At 58.9% G+C, this 15,559-nt stretch carries 18 protein-coding genes and 1 pseudogene; 18 read left to right on the top strand and 1 reads right to left on the bottom strand.

The window, feature by feature from the left end; translation table 11 throughout:
* The first annotated feature begins 16 nt into the window (after nt 1-16).
* From B7X65_RS18635 to B7X65_RS18555, 17 genes and pseudogenes are all read left to right on the top strand, one after another.
* A complete protein-coding gene (locus B7X65_RS18635) occupies nt 17-1,288 on the top strand; it encodes a cyclopropane-fatty-acyl-phospholipid synthase family protein (protein ID WP_293595816.1) in 1,272 nt (423 codons plus the stop codon).
* Nucleotides 1,289-1,999 carry a DUF6629 family protein gene (locus B7X65_RS18630; protein ID WP_293595792.1) on the top strand — a complete coding sequence of 237 codons (711 nt, stop codon included), beginning with the start codon at nt 1,289-1,291 and terminating at the stop codon, nt 1,997-1,999. It abuts the gene before it with no gap.
* 176 nt (nt 2,000-2,175) lie between these two features.
* Nucleotides 2,176-2,808 carry a LemA family protein gene (locus B7X65_RS18625; RefSeq protein ID WP_293595791.1) on the top strand — a complete coding sequence of 211 codons (633 nt, stop codon included), beginning with the start codon at nt 2,176-2,178 and terminating at the stop codon, nt 2,806-2,808.
* A complete protein-coding gene (locus B7X65_RS18620; protein WP_293595790.1) occupies nt 2,805-3,656 on the top strand; it encodes a YgcG family protein in 852 nt (283 codons plus the stop codon). Before B7X65_RS18625 ends, B7X65_RS18620 begins: the two co-directional genes overlap by 4 nt.
* A 2-nt stretch (nt 3,657-3,658) precedes the next feature.
* Nucleotides 3,659-4,156, top strand: coding sequence for a TPM domain-containing protein (locus B7X65_RS18615; RefSeq protein WP_293595789.1), 498 nt, complete (start codon nt 3,659-3,661; stop codon nt 4,154-4,156).
* Nucleotides 4,157-4,191: 35 nt separating this feature from the next.
* Nucleotides 4,192-5,226, top strand: coding sequence for a cytochrome D1 domain-containing protein (locus B7X65_RS18610; RefSeq protein WP_324487351.1), 1,035 nt, complete (start codon nt 4,192-4,194; stop codon nt 5,224-5,226).
* A gap of 74 nt (nt 5,227-5,300) precedes the next feature.
* Nucleotides 5,301-6,596, top strand: a complete 1,296-nt coding sequence (locus B7X65_RS18605; protein ID WP_293595788.1) for an MFS transporter — start codon at nt 5,301-5,303, stop codon at nt 6,594-6,596.
* Between the two features lie 18 nt (nt 6,597-6,614).
* Nucleotides 6,615-7,058 carry a hypothetical protein gene (locus B7X65_RS18600; RefSeq protein ID WP_293595787.1) on the top strand — a complete coding sequence of 148 codons (444 nt, stop codon included), beginning with the start codon at nt 6,615-6,617 and terminating at the stop codon, nt 7,056-7,058.
* Nucleotides 7,059-7,275: 217 nt separating this feature from the next.
* Complete coding sequence (locus B7X65_RS18595; RefSeq protein ID WP_293595786.1) at nt 7,276-7,686, top strand: hypothetical protein; 411 nt, start codon at nt 7,276-7,278, stop codon at nt 7,684-7,686.
* Between the two features lie 121 nt (nt 7,687-7,807).
* On the top strand, nt 7,808-8,131 hold the full coding sequence (locus B7X65_RS18590) for a hypothetical protein (protein WP_293595785.1): 324 nt from the start codon (nt 7,808-7,810) through the stop codon (nt 8,129-8,131).
* 11 nt (nt 8,132-8,142) lie between these two features.
* Nucleotides 8,143-9,561: a TolC family protein gene (locus B7X65_RS18585; protein ID WP_293595784.1), complete on the top strand. Its 1,419-nt coding sequence runs from the start codon at nt 8,143-8,145 to the stop codon at nt 9,559-9,561.
* 27 nt (nt 9,562-9,588) lie between these two features.
* Nucleotides 9,589-11,001: a copper oxidase gene (locus B7X65_RS18580; RefSeq protein ID WP_293595783.1), complete on the top strand. Its 1,413-nt coding sequence runs from the start codon at nt 9,589-9,591 to the stop codon at nt 10,999-11,001.
* A 53-nt stretch (nt 11,002-11,054) separates the two neighbouring features.
* A complete protein-coding gene (locus tag B7X65_RS18575) occupies nt 11,055-11,552 on the top strand; it encodes a cupredoxin family protein (protein ID WP_293595782.1) in 498 nt (165 codons plus the stop codon).
* Between the two features lie 24 nt (nt 11,553-11,576).
* Entirely contained in the window at nt 11,577-12,068 is a 492-nt protein-coding gene (locus tag B7X65_RS18570; protein WP_293595781.1) for a DUF411 domain-containing protein, read from the top strand.
* 13 nt (nt 12,069-12,081) lie between these two features.
* Nucleotides 12,082-12,438: a copper-binding protein gene (locus B7X65_RS18565; RefSeq protein WP_293595780.1), complete on the top strand. Its 357-nt coding sequence runs from the start codon at nt 12,082-12,084 to the stop codon at nt 12,436-12,438.
* 52 nt (nt 12,439-12,490) lie between these two features.
* Nucleotides 12,491-12,685: a hypothetical protein gene (locus B7X65_RS18560; protein ID WP_293595779.1), complete on the top strand. Its 195-nt coding sequence runs from the start codon at nt 12,491-12,493 to the stop codon at nt 12,683-12,685.
* Nucleotides 12,686-12,695: 10 nt separating this feature from the next.
* Nucleotides 12,696-12,969: pseudogene (locus B7X65_RS18555) on the top strand (hypothetical protein); the annotation flags it as partial.
* 112 nt (nt 12,970-13,081) lie between these two features.
* Here the strand turns inward: B7X65_RS18555 and B7X65_RS18550 are convergent.
* Nucleotides 13,082-13,852 carry an AraC family transcriptional regulator gene (locus tag B7X65_RS18550; protein ID WP_293595778.1) on the bottom strand — a complete coding sequence of 257 codons (771 nt, stop codon included), beginning with the start codon at nt 13,850-13,852 and terminating at the stop codon, nt 13,082-13,084.
* A gap of 117 nt (nt 13,853-13,969) precedes the next feature.
* Here B7X65_RS18550 and B7X65_RS18545 point away from each other — a divergent pair, with 117 nt between their 5' ends.
* Nucleotides 13,970-15,556 carry a molybdopterin-dependent oxidoreductase gene (locus B7X65_RS18545; RefSeq protein ID WP_293595777.1) on the top strand — a complete coding sequence of 529 codons (1,587 nt, stop codon included), beginning with the start codon at nt 13,970-13,972 and terminating at the stop codon, nt 15,554-15,556.
* Nucleotides 15,557-15,559: the final 3 nt, after the last annotated feature.

Raw genomic sequence — 15,559 nt, 5'->3', positions numbered from 1 at the left:
AATCTTCGATCGTTTGATGCGAGGCTACGCTGGATCAGCTTCCCTGCGGCTGTGGAACAACATCCTGCATGCGCCCGGTGATCAGTTGCCATCCTTCACGCTGGTGCTGCGCGATCCCGCCATCCTGCGTCGTCTGATTCTTGAGCGTAGTCCGCTGTTATTGGCCGATGCCTACTTCCGGGGTGTGATTGATTTCGAGGGTGACCTGTACAGCGCACTCTCACTAAAGACGCATTTCGAGCGCCTATCCCTTACTTGGCACGACAAGCTTGCTCTGCTGCGCGATGCCTGGCGCCTGCCCGCCATGACGGATCCCAATCTCAAGCCGGGTGATACCTTGGCTTCCCGGATCGCCCGGCGTTTCTCCCATCGCCACTCGAAAGACAGTGACCGTGCCGCGATCCAGTTTCACTACGACGTCTCCAACGAGTTTTATCGCTTGTGGCTAGACACGGAGCGCGTGTACTCATGCGCCTATTTCACTAGCCTTGACGAATCGCTGGATCAGGCGCAGCGCAACAAGCTGGAGCATATCTGCCGCAAGCTTCGACTTCAGCCCGGCGAGCGGCTGCTTGACATCGGCTGCGGCTGGGGGGCCCTGGTGTGCTGGGCTGCCAGGCATCATGGCGTGCGGGCCCACGGCATCACGCTTAGCCAGCAGCAGTTCGAGTACGCCCAGCAGCGTATCAAGGCAGACGGGTTGCAGGAACTGGTAACTGTGGAGCTGCGCGACTATCGGGACATGGCCGGCGAACGCGTCTACGACAAGGTGTCGAGCGTCGGCATGTTCGAGCATGTCGGCTTGAGCAACCTGCCGACCTATCTGTCGACCGTCATGCGCCTGCTGCGTCCTGGCGGACTGTTCCTCAATCACGGCATCACGCACGACGAAGAGGGCTGGAACAAGACGGTGGCCACTGAGTTCATCAACCGCTATGTCTTCCCGGATGGCGAACTCGATTGTGTCAGCAACATTCAACTCGGGATGGAGCGCGCGGGATTCGAAATCCACGATGTTGAGGGTCTGCGGCCGCACTACGCGCTGACGTTGCGCCATTGGGTGCAACGACTGGAGGCCAACCGCGACGCTGCGCTGCGCGAAGTTGGCGAGGCGACCTATCGTGTGTGGCGCTTGTACATGGCAGCCTGCGCGCTAGAGTTCGAGTCTGGTGGAACAGGGATTTACCAAATTCTCGCCTCCAGGCGCAACCTTGGCGAATGGCCGGTTCCACTATCGCGGCGCGACCTCTACGCAGACTGCAGTGGCCTAAATTCAGGAGTGAATTGAATGTGCTTTTCCGCCACGGCCAGTTTCACCGCGGGTGCCTTTTTGCTTGGCCTGGGTACGCTGACGCTGCGGTCGGCGCGGTGTCGACGCGAATTGCCGTTCGCCGCAATACCGCTGTTGTTCGCAATCCAGCAGCTGAGCGAGGGTGTGATTTGGCTGACGTTTAGCCACGAGGCGCCCTTGCTCAATACGGTGATGACACATGTGTATTCCTTCTTTTCACATGTATTGTGGCCAGTCTACGTGCCGGTCGCCGTGTTGCTGATAGAACCACCCGGACGCCGACGGCAAGCGCTTGTCGTTTTTTCCGCCGCTGGCATCGCGGTGGGAGCGTACCTGCTTTACTTCCTGGTCGCATTCCCCATCGTCTCGCGACCCATCGGCCAGCACATCGAGTACGTTTCACCGCATTTCTATGCTGCGGTGGCCATGACGCTTTACCTGATGTCAACCACCGTCAGTCTTTTGCTGTCAACGCATAGAACGGTGAAAGCCTACGGAGTCCTTGCGCTGTTGTCCTTTGGCTTGGCCTATTGGTTCTATACAACCTGGTTTATTTCGGTATGGTGCTTCTTTGCCGCGCTGTTGAGCGTTGTCGTTTCTCTTCACTTTCTTTTGCTTAGAGACGGACATCACAAGCCGAAGCGCATGTGCGGGCATCCGGCGTTGGATCGACTATCCGAACGCAGCCCGCCTGATCACTTTTCATAGGAGTACAAACACTAGACATGGTGAAGACCCGCATCGTCGTCGGGCACCGTTGCACTGTCAAGCGGTTGGGGAAATCTGCTTGAACTGCTGCTGCGTGGTTGTGAGGGTTGTAGTCAATCTGACTGGCCTTTGCTTTTTGAGACAACAGTCGAATTAAACATTTTGGAGAAAAGAGTATGGGAAAACTATTGGCTGTCCTGACCGCAGCATTGGCGCTGAGCCTAACGGGCTGTGGGTACAACACATTTCAGACAAATGACGAGCAAGTCAAGGCGAGTTGGTCGGAGGTCGTCAACCAATACCAGCGCCGTGCGGATCTGGTTCCCAATCTCGTCAATACCGTGAAGGGCGAAGCAAAGTTCGAGCAGGACACCCTGGCGAGGGTGATTGATGCGCGTTCAAAGGCTACATCAATCCAGGCTACCCCGGAGCTTGTCAATGACCCCGTGGCATTTCGAAAATTTCAGCAGGCTCAAGGTGAATTGACTGGTGCATTGTCGAGGCTGTTGGCTGTTTCAGAGAACTACCCGAACTTACGGGCCAACCAGGGTTTCCGGGACCTGCAAGCGCAGCTGGAAGGGACCGAGAATCGCATTACGGTTGCACGCAACCGCTATATAAAATCGGTGCAGGACTACAACGTGACGGTGCGGACCTTTCCCACCAATCTGACGGCGATGGTGCTCGGCTACAAGCAAAAGTCCAACTTCACCGTCGAGAACGAAAAGGAAATTTCCAAGCCGCCCAGTGTCGGTTTTGACTCCGCACCTGCCAATCCCAAAGTCGGTGCTTCAGGTGTGGCCAAATGATTGCGAGAAGCGCAGGCAGGGCCTTATTCCTTGCATTCGCACTTGGCTGGGCTGCATTCTCTATAGCGCAAGCACCGGTCCCGCCTTTGACTGGGCATGTCATTGATCTAACCGGCACGCTTGCCGCAGAGCAGAAGGCCTCACTGGAGAAAACGTTGACAGCGTTTGAGACAAGGAAGGGCAGTCAGCTTGCTGTCCTGATAGTCCCGTCATCAGCGCCGGAAGAAATCGAGCAATTTTCCTTGCGGGTTGCAGAGCAATGGAAGCTCGGACGCAAGAAAGTTGATGACGGTGCTATCCTGGTTGTTGCCAAAAACGATCGCACGCTACGTATTGAGGTGGGATATGGCCTGGAAGGGCCGCTCAATGACGCCACCAGCAAACGCATCATCAGCGAAACCATTCTGCCTCGCTTCAGGCAGCAAGACTTCTACGGTGGCATCACGGCCGGGGTCGAGCAGATCATCCGCGTCGTTGACGGTGAGCCTTTGCCGGCACCCATCCGGCAACCTGCCACCAGTACCGGAGACGTCCGGCAGTACGCCCCTATCCTTTTCATTGTCGCTCTCGCAGTGGGCGGCGTGTTGCGGGCAACGTTGGGCAAAGTACCCGGCTCGCTGGTCACAGGTGGGGCAGTTGCAGTAGTTGCCTGGCTTATCGCTGGCGCCTTATCCGTGGCGTTGCTCGCTGGAGTGATCGCGCTGTTCATCACGTTGTTAGGTGGAGGCATGGGCGGGCATGGACACGGCGGGCACTACGGAGGATTCGGGCGAGGCGGCTTTGGTGGCGGTGGCTTCAGAGGAGGAGGTGGTGGCTTCGGTGGCGGCGGCGCGTCGGGGAGATGGTAATCATGAATATCAAACGCATCTTGACGCATTTACTGCTCACCGAAGGGCGGGTCAGGCGAGCCTTTCCGCGCAGTACTTTGAGCGCTATCGAAAAAGCTATCAAAGCAAGCGAGACCGCACATGTCGGAGAAATCCGATTTGTCGTGGAGGGCGGGCTAGACGGCATGCCGCTGTTTAAGGGGCAGACGGCCAAAGAACGAGCCGTTGAAGTTTTCTCGCAACTCCGCGTTTGGGATACCGAAGACAACAGTGGTTTGCTGATCTACTTGCTGCTCGCTGATCGGGCGGTAGAAATTGTTGCCGACCGCGGGATTCACGCAAAAGTGGGATCACAGGAATGGAGCAAGGTTTGCCGCCAGATGGAAACGGCCTTCAAACAATCGAACTATGAGAGCGGTGCGCTCAAAGGCGTGCAGGCTGTGACGCTGCATCTGGTGGAGAATTTTCCCGCCAATGGTCGCAGTGTTGATGAACTGCCGGACAAGCCGGTAATCCTTTAAGGCTGGTCGATTTCAAACTTAGGAGTGTCATTACTATGCGAAAAAGCTCAATGAAATGGTTGGTCTCAGTTGTGCAGATCAGTGCGCTGTTGGCTGCCGGGGCGTCCTACGCCGCGGCGGAGAAGGTCTATGTCGCGGATGAAGAGGGGAACACTGTCAGCGTCATCGACGCGACATCCTTCAAGAGGATCGGCAGCATCCCGGTCGGTCAAGGCCCGCACAACGTCCAGGTCGCGCCTGATGGCAGGCAGGTCTGGGTGACCAACAACGGTCAACCGGCAAAGGCGGTCCACAACATGCCCAAGTCCGAGCATGGCGCAATGGCTGGCAGCGGAGAAATTTGGGCCATTGACACCACCACCGATGCGGTGGCGGCTAAGGTGCCAGTCGGCATGCATCCCGCACACGTGGTCGTGACGCCCGATGGCCGTTTTGCTTACGTCGCAAACGGCGGCGAGAACACCGTTAGCGTGGTGGATATTTCTGCGAAACGGGTTGTTGACACAATTCCGGTCGGCGCATCCCCACACGGCATGCGGATCAGTTCGGACGGCAAACAAGCCTGGGTCGCCAACCTCAAGGGCGGAACCATCTCGGTCATTGACACGGCGGTACGAAAGGAAACTTTGCAAATCGCTGTCGGCAGGGGTCCCGCGCAGGTGGGTTTTACGCCCGATGGTCGGCTGGGGTTCGTGTCGCTGTCTGGGGAAAACCGGGTCGCCGTGATTGACCCTGTGAGTCGAAAGGTTATCAGCAGGATAGCTGTGGGTACAGTTCCGATTCAGTTGTACGCGACACCTGACAGCCAGCTATTGTTGGTGGCGAATCAGGGAACACGGCAAAACCCAGGTAGCACTGTCAGCATCATTGATCTTCGTAGCTTCAAGGTCGTATCGACGATCAAGGCCGGAAAGGGTGCTCACGGCGTGGCAATTGATCGCAAGGGACTCCATGCCTTTGTGACTAACCTTTACGAGGACACAGTCTCCGTTATCGATATCTTGCAGCGCAAGGTGATCGCCACCATCCCTGTCGGCCGTCTGCCCAATGGTGTCAGCGTGACCCCTTGACCATGGTAGGGCTATGCGGCAACAGGGCAGCAATGGCGAGCTAAGGTTTTCAGCATTGAAATTTTATTACTGCAATGACTTCTGTCTCTCCGTTAACTGCAGCGGCTGATCTCCCCGGATTGCAGCCTGTGCAGTTGGGGTGGCTGGCTGCGGCGGTGTTTGTTGTGTCGGCCGGTTATGGGGCGCTCATGCCTCTCTTGCCGGGATGGCTGTCTGAGTTGACGCCAGGTGCGACTGAGGCTGAAATTGCACGCCACGTCGGCTTTCTAAGCGGCACGTACGCTGGCGGCGTACTGGTCGGCGCCCCTCTGTGGGGTGTGATGTCGGACCGCGCCGGGCGGAGCCGGATACTGGTTGTTGGACTCGTTGGCTACGTTGCTAGCCTGCTTCTTTTGCTGGTTCCTACATTGAGCAGCCTGTGGGGAATGTATGGGCTACGCGGTGCAACTGGCTTCTTCGTGGCGGCGGTGGTTCCGGTTGTTGCCGCACTGGTTGCTGAACACACTCCCAGGCAGCAGCGCGCGCGGCGCTTCGCTTGGCTCAGTGCTATGTCGCTACTCGGATTTCTCTTCGGACCTGGGATGGGAGTCATAGCAGACGGGATCGGCGCATTGTTGATTTCAGGGGTGGTTTCCCCCTCGCTCTCGGCACGTCTTGTTATTGTTCTTTCCGCTGTGCTCGGTGCGACCATGATGGCGGGACTCACGGTGACACTGCCTACGACGCAGCCTGCCAACGCAGCGGCGCAGATAAGTCCGGGTGCTTCCACTGAAGGACGCCATCTCGCGTTGTGGTGGATGAATGGAGTTGTCATGCTCGTGCTCGCGGGTTTTGAGTTGGGGATACTCCTGCAAGGACAGCAACACCCTGGCGTCTCTTCGCGCGAGATCGGATTGATGTTCGCCGAGTGCAGCCTTGTGATGCTTGGTGTCAACGCCCTGCTGTTTTTCACGAATATGCTTGAAAGAGTTCAAAGCAGATGGTTGATCGGCGTAGGGTTGCTTTTTGCGATGGCAGGGCTGCTGGTGCTCGCTCGCCATCGATCAGACATTTGGATGTATGTGGGCATCAGTCTTACAGCCGCTGGAACCGGTTTGGTTCTCCCAGTCATCGCCTACTTGGGCGCGAGTGTTTCGCGACAGATGCTCAGCGTTACGATGGGTGGGCTTGCCGCGGCGGCTAGTTTCGGGCAGACGCTCGGATCGTCCGCCGGCGGATGGATCTTCGGTGCTTTCGCCCGTGACAGCTTCGCATGGCTAGCTCTTCCTTTGGCGGTGATGCTCGTGCTCTTGCTGATGTGCCCGCGATGGTTGTCGGCCGTCTACGCGTCGCCGACCATTCATCCGGCTTTGCCAGAACCGCGTGACTGAGTAATCATGGGGCACACCATGGCAAAACTATTATTAATAGCTGCAACCTTATTCGTGGTTAGCGTACCGCTCAATTTTCTGTGGGAGGTGGCGCAGATGCCGCTATATGTGGAGGACGGTGACTTGTTGGAGTTTGCAGTACATTGCGTCGTCCCCAGCCTAGGGGACGGCCTAATCGTACTGATTATCTTTGGCGTCGGCGTCATTGTGCTGGGCCGGACGGACTGGTTTAGCCAGCCGGGACTCGGCGGTTACGCTCTGATGATCTTTACCGGATTCGCTATTGCCCTGGCTATTGAATGGGGCGCTGTGTATGTCTTAGACCGCTGGAGTTACACGGCGCGCATGCCACGCTTACCAGGCTTGGGTGTCGGCCTTTCGCCAGTGCTGCAAATGCTGGTATTGCCACCCGTCATATTCAAGTTTTCGACATGGTGGCTTGACCGGAAGCAGCGTGACTAAGCCGTTGAGGCGATTCACATTCATATGGGCCTCCGGGTTTGCGTTCATCGTTATTCCGTGGCGGTGGGAGATACCGTGCCTGGCGTAGAGCAATAGAACATTTTCAAACTCCGGAAGGTTCGTGAATTCCAAGCCTTGGCGGCAGTGGTCAGCGCAAAACTGATCTTTACCCTTGTGACACAGCAGGACTAAAAACACCGGGTAGAATCCGACCACTATGTTGCGCTTTCGCCACTTGTTGCTTTGCTTGATGATGCTGGCCTTGCCCCTGCAGGGTTTTGCTGCGGCATCCATGCTTTATTGCAGCTCGAGTCCAGGCCACGAGACCGCGCAAAGTCAGATGATCGCCGTCGCACCTCATCTTGCGGATGGCATTGTCTTGCAGCATGAGCCCACACAGGCTGCACTGCTGGTGCAACAGGTCGACAAAGCATCCGACGTCCAATCACAATTACCGGACGCCACTCACAAGTGCGGCGTATGCGCTTCTTGCTGCAGCGTCGTGGCCATCGCTGATTTGCCCCGTACGGTCGCAATCTCGCCTTCCCCCCATGCTGATCTGGCCGAGCCTTTCGTGCTGATCGATACCGTTCCCTCGCGCCAGCCCGAGAAACCACCTCGCGCCTGACGCGCCTGTAGAGCTGCGGCCGTTCGCGCCGCAGTAGCAGGCACTTTTCATCTGCTCGCCCTCGAAGAATCCCTTGCGGGATGACTTCGTGTTCGCCGCCCTTTGAAAACGCGAGGAATTCATGTTTAAATCTTTGTTGACCAGTTCGCTGGTCCTGCTATCCGCCTTGCCGGCGCTTGCGTTAGCACAAGCCGCTCCCGCAAGTGCTCCATCAGCCGCGCCAGCCAATCCGGCGGCGGCATCATCACCCACGCCGCCAGAGTACCGCTCAGCATTCGAAGGCTATCAGCCGTACACCGACGAAAAAACGCTCTCCTGGAAGGAGGCAAATGATCGCGTTGGCAGCATCGGCGGATGGCGCGTATACGCCAAAGAAGCACAAGAGCCCTCGGCCCCAGGCGCCTCAGCTAAACCCGACCCGCATGCCGGGCATTCCAAACAGTGACAGGACGACCCATGAAAAGAATTTTTCGACTGGGCGCACTGACCGCCGCCGTCCTTGTGCTGGCAGGCTGCGCTTCCGTCAACATTGATCAGGCTGTTCAGGACGCCAACGACTCGACTACCACATTTACTGGCGGCAAGCTTGAGTTCAGCCGTACCGCACAACAGCAGCAAGCCAGGACCAAGCTGACCAACGAGCTGCTGGGCAAACCTTTGTCGATGGACGACGCCGTCCAGCTGGCGCTGGCGAACAGTCCGGCTGTGCAGACCTTGCTGGCGCAAAGCTGGTCCGAACTGGCTCAGGCCAACCAGGCAGGGCGGATCAGCAACCCTGTTTTTACGTTTGAACGGATCCGCTTTGCGGATGAGCTGGAACTGGGCCGCTTGCTATCGTTCGGCTTGCTGGACCTGTTGACGCTGCCGCAGCGCCGGATCATTGCGCGCGGGCAAACCGACCAGGCCAAAGTCCAGCTCAGTGCCAATGTGGTCGAGCAGGTCACACAGGTGCGTCAGGGCTGGGTCAGGGCAGTCACCGCTCAGCAGACGCTGCAATACGCTGAACAGGTCAATCGCACCGCGCAAGCGAGCGCCGAGCTGGCCAAACGCATGCAGCAGGTGGGCAATTTCACCAAGCTGCAGCGGACGCGCCAGCAGGCCTTTTACGCGGATGCCACGGCGCAGCTGGCATCCAGCCAGCACGCCGCGACTGCTGCGCGGGAGGAGTTGATCCGTCAATTGGGTTTGACTGACGCCCAGGCCAAAGAGCTGAAGCTCCCCGAGCGCCTGCCCGATCTGCCCAAAGCGCCGCGTCAACCCGAGGTGGTCAATGCCAATGCCATGCAGCAGCGCCTGGATGTGCAGATGGCGCGTAGCCAGCTCGATATCGCTGGCAAGTCACAAGGCCTGAACCTGCTCAACAGCCTGGTGGATGTGGAGTTGGGCATTCGCAGGGACACCGTTTTTGACAATTCGGCCGGCACCAGCACGCCCAGGCGGGGGTTCGAGCTGGGGATCCGGCTGCCGATCTTTGACTGGGGTAGCGCACAACGTGGTGTCATGAACGCCCAGTCCCTGGCCGCCGCCAGCCGCTACGAAAGCACGGTGCGCGGCGCGTCATCACAGCTTCGCGAAAGCTACTCCGCCTACAGGACTGCTTATGACGTTGCCAAGCACTACCGCGACGAAATCGTTCCGCTTCGCAAAACAATGGCTGAAGAAAACATCCTTCGCTACAACGGCATGCTGATCGGCGTCTTCGAATTGCTGGCCGACACGCGAGACCAGATCTCCAGCGTGACTGCGGCGATCAACGCCTACCAGCAGTTCTGGCTCGCCGATGCCGCGCTTGCCGCGTCGATGACGGGCAAGCCGACCTCCATGGCCATGGCCGCAGGGGGTGCCACCAGCGGCGGCGCCGATGCCGGCCACTAGACCTGATCAACTATTTACGGAATTGACATGACAAATCGAAGAAATTTTCTGACAGGCGCTGGGGCAATAACTACGGCAGTCGCTGCCGCGGCCGTCAGCAGGGTCGCCATGGCTGCGCTGCCTGAGCCGGTCCTGCAAACCAAGCCCGACACCATGGCGCCGTTGATGCCCAGCACTGGCCGCCCGTACAACCCCGTTGTGACCTTGAATGGTTGGACGCTGCCCTGGCGTATGAATGCCGGCGTCAAGGAGTTCCATCTGGTGGCCGAACCTGTGGTGCGTGAAATGGCACCGGGCTTCAAGGCCCATCTCTGGGGATACAACGGCCAGTCCCCCGGGCCAACCATCGAGGTGGTCGAAGGCGACCGTGTCCGCATTTTTGTCACCAACAAGCTGCCCGAACACACCAGCATCCATTGGCATGGTCAACGCCTTCCAAACGGTATGGACGGCGTTGCCGGATTGAACCAGCCGGCCATTCCGGTGGGCAAGACGTTTGTGTACGAGTTTGTGGCAAGACGGCCGGGCACGTTCATGTACCACCCGCATGCCGACGAGATGACGCAAATGGCCATGGGAATGATGGGATTCTGGATCACTCATCCCAAGGCCAAGCACCCACTGATTGATGACGTGGACCGGGACTTCGTATTTTTGCTCAATGCCTACGATATCGACCCTGGTGCCTACACGCCGAAAATCATGACCATGCTGGACTTCAACCTGTGGAGTTGGAACAGCCGTATCTTCCCTGGCATCGATCCGCTGGTGGTTCGCAAGAACGACAAGGTCCGGATCCGCATCGGTAATTTGACGATGACCAATCACCCCATGCACTTGCATGGGCACGAGTTCCTTGTGACTGGTACCGACGGCGGGCCGACCCCAAAATCCACCCGCTGGTACGAGGTCACGACCGACGTCGCTGTAGGCCAGATGCGGCAGATCGAGTTCCTGGCCGACGAAGAGGGCGACTGGGCGTTCCATTGCCATAAAAGCCACCACACCATGAACGCCATGGGCCATGACGTCCCAACCATGATCGGCGTCGAGCACCGCGGCATTGCCAAGCAAATCACCAACCTGGTTCCCGACTACATGGTGATGGGCGAGCGCGGCATGGCCGACATGGCCGAGATGGAAATGCCATTGCCGGACAACACCGCGCCCATGATGACGGGCACCGGCCCGTTCGGCTCGGTCGAAATGGGCGGCATGTTTTCAATGGTGAAGGTACGGAAGGACCAGAAGGCAGGTGATTACAAAGATCCGGGCTGGTACAAGCATCCCGCCGGCGAGATCGCCTATGAGTGGACGGGCTCACTGCCCAACCCTGCGCGCTTCGCCGCAGAAGGTGGCAAATCGATGCCGGTCCAAAACATGCCTGCCAAAGAAGTTGAAGTCCAGGTGCGCAAACCCATGGGCAACATGAAGCACTGATCCTTTTTTTCCTCCATCGACTTTCCCTCAACCTTCCATTAGTAGGAATTTTCATGAAAAAACTGACCTCCATTGTTTTGGGTACCCTGATTGCCACCACAGGCGCTCTGGCGCTGGCGCATGGCGACGAAACTCACGTCAAAAAAGCCGGTCCCGTCAAAAAGGAACAAAAAGCGTGGGGCATCGCGGGCGATGCCAAAAGCGTTATCCGCACGGTGACTTTCACCATGACCGATAACATGCGCTTCAACCCTGACAAGCTGGAAGTCAAACAAGGCGAAACGATCAAATTCATCATAAAAAACGGCGGGAAAGTCATGCACGAAATGGTGATCGGCACCAAGACAGACCTGGACGAGCATGCTGCACTGATGATGAAGTTTCCCGGCATGGAGCACGAGGAGCCCTACATGGCCCATGTCGGCCCCGGCAAGACAGGCGAGATCATCTGGACCTTTAACAAGCCAGGCACTTTTGACTATGCCTGCCTGATCGCTGGCCACTATCAGGCCGGGATGGTGGGCAAAGTCACTGTGATGGCCTCCAAGTAATCACCTGAGCCCTGCGGAGGCCTCATGAAAAAACGCTCGTTCCTCAAAATTCTCCCGGTATTTGTAGCCGGCGCGCAGCTCAGTCTTGGTAGCGGCGCGTTCGCCAAAGCCCGTCCCCTCGTCGACGTCTGGAAAGACCCGGAGTGCGGCTGCTGCAAAGACTGGGTGAAACACTTGGAGGACAGCGGCTTTGATGTGCGGGTCCACGACAGCGGCAACACGGCGGCAAGGGCCCGGCTCGGTATTCCTGCCAAGTTGGGCTCATGCCACACCGCAGAGGTCGGCGGCTATGCCGTTGAAGGCCATGTACCGGCGCGTGACATTCAGAGCCTGTTGGCGAAACGTCCGAAAGCGATCGGATTGGGCGTGCCCGGCATGCCTGTGGGCTCCCCGGGCATGGACGGCCCCATCTATGGAAAGCGCAAAGACGCTTACGACGTGCTGCTGGTCAAAGCCGATGGCAGCACCAGCATATTTAAATCCTACTTTTCAAACTTTTTTTCCACTATTTCCTGAAAGGAAGTTAACCATGAAATCCCTTAAAACCGTTCTGATCCTCGGTGCCCTGTTTGCCGGTGCAGCTCACGCGCAATCGACCATGAACCACGGTAGCGGTGCTATGCCGATGGGTGAAGCAAAGAAAGAGGCCGCTGCACCCGAGGCCAGCATGGCCGATGGTGAAGTGCGCAAAGTGGACAAAGAAGCCAAGAAGATCACCATGAAGCATGGCGAGATCAAAAATCTGGACATGCCAAGTATGACCATGGTGTTCCAGGTCAAGGATCCAGCCATGCTGGACAAGGTGAAAGCAGGCGACAAGGTGCGTTTCACCGCCGAGAAGGCCGGCGGCGCCATTGTCGTGACCGACATCCAACCGGCGAAATAGTGGCTATCGATCTGCCGGGCTGATGCGCCGGCGGATCCAGTGGAATGTTCTGATGCCACACGAATTTCGTAACTTGCCGAATGTTTCGCACGAAACACTGACCACCGCACTGGTGGCCAGTGCCGTGGCGGCGCTGATGATTTTTGCGCTAATAAGCTATCTGCTGTGGCGCGACAGAAAGAAATTCAAGGCAGGAAAGGCAGCGCGCGGGCACCCGCGCCGGGTTCGAAGGAAGAGGCCGAGGTAGGGTCAAGGAAATCGAGATTGCATTAAATTGGCTTGTGCACTGCAGGCCCAGAAAGGCAGCGAAAGATTTTCAGCGACGGTTCTGGTGGTCGTTGCCTTTAACGGCAACAGCCCCAGTGCTCGCCATGTTCGGGCACATATTTGGCTGGTTTGGAATGAGCACACAGAGCTGGGTTGAACTGGTGCTGTCGCTACCCATCGTCAAAGCCCGTACATGTGGACCCTAGTCGGTTTGGTGACGGCGGCCGCTTTTGTGTACCGCGTGGCACGGCACCGCTTGCGCCGGGGTAGTGCCTGGCATGCGCGGCGATGGCAAGCGTGGTGTTGATCTACTGCGAAATGCAAAACTGTTCAGACGCCGGTAGGGTCGATAAGCTGCCGACAGGCATCAAACATATCAATCGTTCGCGAAGCAGACGAATACCTGATCCCGGCGTCCGAACAAGAAGGACGGGGCAACACCGAAGGTCCCCCGGAAGGTGCGCGAGAGATGGGACGAATCGCTGAAACCGGCCGCGTGCGCGGCCTCGGTCAATGTACTCCCCATCAGCGCCGACTCCACCGCCCGCCACAGCCGCTGCCACAACACATAGCGGCGCAGGGGCATGCCGATCTGTTCGGTGAACTGATGGCTCAGCCAACTCGGCGACATGTTCAGCGCGGCGGCGAGAGAAGACAGGCGCAACGGTTGATCGAGTTGGGTGCGGATCAACGCCAGGCCGTCCACGATGCGCGGGTCGAGTATGCGGCGTTGTTGCGCAGCTTCGGTCAATCCCAACCATGCGAGACAGATTGCATCAGCTTGTTCGGCGGAGCCCCCGGTGGCAGCGAGCTGCCGCAACGCCTCGATGGTAGAGGACCGGGGGGCGGCCGCGCCTTGCGATGGTGCTTGCAGCGCCGCGAACTCGGCGCTCTCGGCTTCCACATAGACGATGGCTGTCGACGTGGCGGTGGCGATGAACTCATGCGGTTCGTCTGGCGGAACGTAGAACCCTTGGTGCTCACCCCACTTCAGATCCTCTCCGGAGCGTAAGCGCAGCGGCCCGTCGAGCCCCACGCAAAGTTGAGCCGCATGATGATGATGCATGCCCGCGTCCATGCCAGGCCCGAGATAGAGCAAGCGGTGCGGCCAGAGATAGAGGCGGATCGTCGGTAGTTCGTTGGTCACTTGTTTGCCAGTTTATTCTAGCCCGGCGGGGCCAAGGGGGCGAGACTGCTGACATATGGAGGCCGTGGGGTTCCCCTACCGCCAACCGGTCAAATCTTTGACGCGAAGCGAAACTCTATGATTTATTCGGAACTCTGGCTCGGAGGATTGGGCGCGGCCCTGGTGCAGGTAGCGGCAGGCGAGTTCGCCGCCGCGGTACACGGCACGCAGACCTCGCCCTTGCGCGCAACCGGCCGCTGGTTGATCGACGTCATTCCGACACCGCTCATCGATCTCGGGGTGGCGCTGTTGCGCCGGGCGGATAAACCTGTCATTGCCGCGACGTTGCTGCTGCTGTCATTGAGTGTGCCGGCGCTGGCCGCGCTCGCCAGCCGAGCGGCGCTCGTCGTGACGCTCGTGCTACTCGGGATCATCGGGCTGGCGGCGCTGTGGCGGCGTGACGAACTGAGTCGTGTCGCTGCGTGCGGCATCGGCCTCGCAGCGCTTGCCGGTGGGGTTGGCGGCATGTGGTTGTCGCCCACGGGGGTCTTGGCGATCACTTTTGCGCTGGCGCTGGGGGTGGCCGGGCTGCGCGCCGCGGCGCGATTCCGTTCCCAGCGCCATCAGCCGGTGTTGCCGTTGCCGCAGCAGCCTTTGCCGACCGCCTCTTCTGGCGCCACGCTGGACATTCCGGGCATCTCCCCATTGTTTACGGCGCCCGAACGGTTCTATGTGACCGATGTGACGTTTCCGACCCCCATGGTTGATCGGCACCGTTGGACGCTTACAGTCGTCGGCCTCGTCGACCGTCCTCTTTCGCTGACTTACGACCAGTTACTTGCTTTGCCCTCGGTGGAGATCGATGCCGTGCTGATGTGCGTGCACAACCCGGTGGGCGGTCCGTTCATCGGCAACGCCCGCTGGCAGGGCGTCCGGCTTACCGACCTGCTTGCCAGCGCCGGCGTATCAGAGAGCGCCGATCACACTCGTCTGCATTCGGTTGACGGCTTTACCGCCGGCTTCAGCCTGGCGCTGATCGAACAAGGCTACGAACCACTGCTCGCCTACGCGATGAATGGTGTGCCTCTGAGGCGAGCGCACGGTGCACCATTGCGGTTGCTGGTGCCGGGTATTCACGGCTACGACTCCAACATCAAGTGGTTGCAAACGATCGAGGTGACACGTTTCGAGCACGCTATTGACTATGCGGAGCGCAAGGGCTGGCCGCGCGTGCCGTCGCGCATGGGGCCGCAATGCCGAATCGATGTACCAGTCACCTCGGCGAGCCTGTTGCCAGGTGAGCAGGTGGCCGCTGGTGTGGCCTGGAGTCCACCCCACGGGGTTATGCGGGTCGAATTGCGAGTTGATGGCGGCGCCTGGCAGGTCTGCACACTGGCGGACGCCTTGGGACCACGCGCATGGCGTCATTGGTCCGTCCGCTGGCAGGCCACTTCGGGTCGCCACATCGTCGAAGCACGGGCCTGGGGCCGTGATGGTGTGCAGAGCGAAACCATCGCTGCGCCATACCCCGGCGGGGCCGGCGGATACCACCGCGTGGAGATCGTCGTCGACGAGCGACACCCGCCACGTACCCGCCAGTTTGTCTGGTGGTTCGCCGATCATGTGCGCGGCCGCTTGCAACTGGCGTGGTTGGGCCTGCAGGCTTGGCGCCGAGATCGGCCGGGTGCGGCGCCGAAACGCCGCAGCGGAACGACAAATCCATAGGAG

Origin of the sequence: Polaromonas sp. 39-63-25 (genome assembly GCF_002278925.1) — a bacterium.
Lineage (GTDB): Bacteria > Pseudomonadota > Gammaproteobacteria > Burkholderiales > Burkholderiaceae_C > Polaromonas.
This window is presented reverse-complemented; position numbering and strand designations above follow the sequence as displayed.

Excerpts from the sequence above, each read along its gene's own strand:
- B7X65_RS18635 (WP_293595816.1), top strand. The coding sequence starts at position 17 with ATGCGAGGCTACGCTGGATCAGCTTCCCTGCGGCTGTGGAACAACATC.
- B7X65_RS18630 (WP_293595792.1), top strand. The coding sequence starts at position 1,289 with ATGTGCTTTTCCGCCACGGCCAGTTTCACCGCGGGTGCCTTTTTGCTT.
- B7X65_RS18625 (WP_293595791.1), top strand. The coding sequence starts at position 2,176 with ATGGGAAAACTATTGGCTGTCCTGACCGCAGCATTGGCGCTGAGCCTA.
- B7X65_RS18620 (WP_293595790.1), top strand. The coding sequence starts at position 2,805 with ATGATTGCGAGAAGCGCAGGCAGGGCCTTATTCCTTGCATTCGCACTT.
- B7X65_RS18615 (WP_293595789.1), top strand. The coding sequence starts at position 3,659 with ATGAATATCAAACGCATCTTGACGCATTTACTGCTCACCGAAGGGCGG.
- B7X65_RS18610 (WP_324487351.1), top strand. The coding sequence starts at position 4,192 with ATGCGAAAAAGCTCAATGAAATGGTTGGTCTCAGTTGTGCAGATCAGT.
- B7X65_RS18605 (WP_293595788.1), top strand. The coding sequence starts at position 5,301 with ATGACTTCTGTCTCTCCGTTAACTGCAGCGGCTGATCTCCCCGGATTG.
- B7X65_RS18600 (WP_293595787.1), top strand. The coding sequence starts at position 6,615 with ATGGCAAAACTATTATTAATAGCTGCAACCTTATTCGTGGTTAGCGTA.
- B7X65_RS18595 (WP_293595786.1), top strand. The coding sequence starts at position 7,276 with ATGTTGCGCTTTCGCCACTTGTTGCTTTGCTTGATGATGCTGGCCTTG.
- B7X65_RS18590 (WP_293595785.1), top strand. The coding sequence starts at position 7,808 with ATGTTTAAATCTTTGTTGACCAGTTCGCTGGTCCTGCTATCCGCCTTG.
- B7X65_RS18585 (WP_293595784.1), top strand. The coding sequence starts at position 8,143 with ATGAAAAGAATTTTTCGACTGGGCGCACTGACCGCCGCCGTCCTTGTG.
- B7X65_RS18580 (WP_293595783.1), top strand. The coding sequence starts at position 9,589 with ATGACAAATCGAAGAAATTTTCTGACAGGCGCTGGGGCAATAACTACG.
- B7X65_RS18575 (WP_293595782.1), top strand. The coding sequence starts at position 11,055 with ATGAAAAAACTGACCTCCATTGTTTTGGGTACCCTGATTGCCACCACA.
- B7X65_RS18570 (WP_293595781.1), top strand. The coding sequence starts at position 11,577 with ATGAAAAAACGCTCGTTCCTCAAAATTCTCCCGGTATTTGTAGCCGGC.
- B7X65_RS18565 (WP_293595780.1), top strand. The coding sequence starts at position 12,082 with ATGAAATCCCTTAAAACCGTTCTGATCCTCGGTGCCCTGTTTGCCGGT.
- B7X65_RS18560 (WP_293595779.1), top strand. The coding sequence starts at position 12,491 with ATGCCACACGAATTTCGTAACTTGCCGAATGTTTCGCACGAAACACTG.
- B7X65_RS18545 (WP_293595777.1), top strand. The coding sequence starts at position 13,970 with ATGATTTATTCGGAACTCTGGCTCGGAGGATTGGGCGCGGCCCTGGTG.